Source organism: Streptomyces sp. NPDC001941 (assembly GCF_040296945.1).
Lineage (GTDB): Bacteria > Actinomycetota > Actinomycetes > Streptomycetales > Streptomycetaceae > Streptomyces.
Genome location: NZ_JBEOYE010000232.1, coordinates 1 through 2,549, shown reverse-complemented (window position 1 = coordinate 2,549; position 2,549 = coordinate 1). Strand labels below are relative to the sequence as shown.

The 2,549-nt window shown below is 77.2% G+C and carries 1 pseudogene; it reads left to right on the top strand.

The annotated features are described in order from the left end of the window. Window positions 1-140: 140 nt before the first annotated feature. Window positions 141-2,549 (top strand): annotated as a pseudogene (locus ABT160_RS46750) (OTU domain-containing protein); the annotation flags it as partial.

Below are 2,549 nucleotides of genomic sequence, written 5' to 3'. Positions count from 1 at the left end.
CCGCCCGCGCCCGGGCGGGGGCCGGGGGGCGCCCCGGGGGGGGGCCGGGGGTTATGGGCCCGGGGCCCCCCCCCTCCCCCCCCCCCGGCGCCGCGCGCCCCCCCGCGGGGCGGGCGCCCCCCCCCGCGACCCCCGACCCGGTGCTCGCGGTCGTCGACGACCTGCGGGTGACCGCGATGGCCGGGGTGCGGGACCCCGCCGGGGTCGGCCGCATCACCGAGCACAGGAACCGGATCGCCCAGGCGGTCCACACCGACGGCGACGCCCGCCAGTGGCGCCGCATCCTGAGGGACAGCGGCTACCCGCACCTCGCCGAGGTGGCGCCCACGCCCGCCGACGCGCGGCGGCTGGGCACGGCGGCGCTCATCGCGGCGGCGGCCGAACGCCCGCAGCTGTGGTCCTCGCCCTTCGCCGATCTGCTCCCGCAGGCCCTGGCGCACACCCTGGACCTCGACCTGCGGCTCGTCCAGGCCGACCCGCAGCGGGCCGGCCGCGTCCTGGTCACGCCGCTCAACCCGGGCGGGCGCGGCGGCACGCTGCACCTCGCGTACAACGGCACCGACCACTACGACGCGCTGGTCCCCGCTTCCCAGGGTCCCGCCCCCCTCCCGACGACCACGACGACCACGAGCACCTCGACGACTGCGGCGCCCGCGACGACGGTGACGCCGCCGCTCCCGGTCGTTTCCGAGACGACGACCCCGGACCCGGACGCGGACCTGTTCGGCGAGTGGCTGCGCAGCATGGGCGGCGTCACCGACCTCGACGGCCCCGAGCAGGCGCCCGCCGACCCCGGCGACGTCGTCCCGCTGGAGACCCAGCTCGAACGGCACCGCCCCGCACGCCTGTTGACGGGCGAGGACGCCCCGCCCCCGGGTCCGGCCCCGCGCGGTGTGGTCTTCGACGACGGCTCCCGGCTGCCCACCGTCCTGATCAGCCCGGACGCCGACCCCGACGACGACGGCACGGGCACGCGCCCCGGTACGTCGCCGGGGACCGGCCTGTTCACGGGCCTCGGCGTCGTCACCCTGCGCTCGCCGGAGCAGGTGGCCAGGGAGGTCTTCGACCAGCTCCCGAAGAAGCTGCGCGAGCAGTTCGACGAGGCCGAGCTGCTGCGCCTGCTGACCGACCAGCCGGGCGCGTTCACCGCCCCGCGCGGCGCCCGGCTCGTGGGCAGGGAGAAGTCCGGCGTCGGCCACGAGCTGGTCGTCGAGGCCGTCCCGTACCACCGCTGGCAGCGCTTCGCCGACGTCAACGGCTCGACGGTCCGCCTGGACACCATGCGGCGAGGCCAGGCCGGTACCGGCGGCGGTCGTAGCGTCGGCGTCGGCCGGCGGGTCGCCGCGGCCGTCGGGATGGGCCCGCCGCTGAACTGGATGCTGAAGATCGGCCTGTCCCTGGGCTGGAGCCGCAGGACCGACTACACCCAGGGCACCCAGGCGTTCCACCAGTCCGAGTACCGGGCCCACGACGGCTCGCACCTGCACCTGGACGACGTCCACTACCGGGTGCGCGTCGAACGCGTCACCGAGGCGCCGAAGCCCGCCGGGACGCCCACGGCGACGACCAGCACGACCGGGGCGTCCACGACCCCGAGGGGCCCCGGCTGGACGCGCACCGCCGTGCACACCGGGCGGTTCGCCATGCGCGACGGGCTGAGCTGGCGGCTGCCGGACGACCTCACCGTGCCCTTCACGGGCCCCCGCCGCGCGCCCCGCACGCTCACCTTTCCCGGCGGCGTCGAGCCCCGCATGAGCGACACCACGGGCCTGCACCTGACCGACCCGCCGGAGGGCGTGGCCCTCGCCGTCTCCGGTGCGCGGCCGGGGAGTTCGGCGCACCGGACGATGGTCTCGTACGTACGGCCGGGGCGGCTGCTGAGCCTGTTCGGGCGCCTCACCGGACCGGTCAGCGGACCCGAGCTGACCCGGGGGAGCGGCCAGCGTCCGCTGGGGCACCTGGTCGTGGAGCGGTCCGTGGCGCACCGGGCCACGCTGGTGACCGAGTCCTTCAAGACCGAGATCCGCGACCTCGCCCAGACCACCTACCAGAACGAGCGCGGGCACGCCCGCGAGACCCGCTTCGGCCTGCAGGTCACCGCCGGGCCCAACTACACGCTCACCGGACCGCACACCGACGTGCGCCTCCAGGGCGGACCGCTGGTGCGCGGTGACTTCGGCACCGGGCGCGGTCACTACCTGGGCACCGACGCGGCCCGCAAGACCACCGGGCGGCTGCGCAACCAGCCGGTCGCGCTCTACCGGGTCGAGCGCACGCTGATGGTGCGCAAGGCGGGCGAGCCCGCCTCCGCGGCCCGCCCGGTCCGCGTGGTCAGCCTGGACTGGATCTCCACCCAGGACGCGCGGCGGCTGGCGGGATGGGACAGCGGCACGCCCGGCAGCACCGGGCCCGATCCCGACGCCGAGCCGCCGGTGCCGTGGTACCTCACCCGCGAGGACCCGGTGCACCTGAGCGGCCAGGTCCGCGCCGAGGGCTTCCGGGCCGTCACGCCGCCTGCCGCGCCACCCGCCCCCGCCACGCCGGCCGCC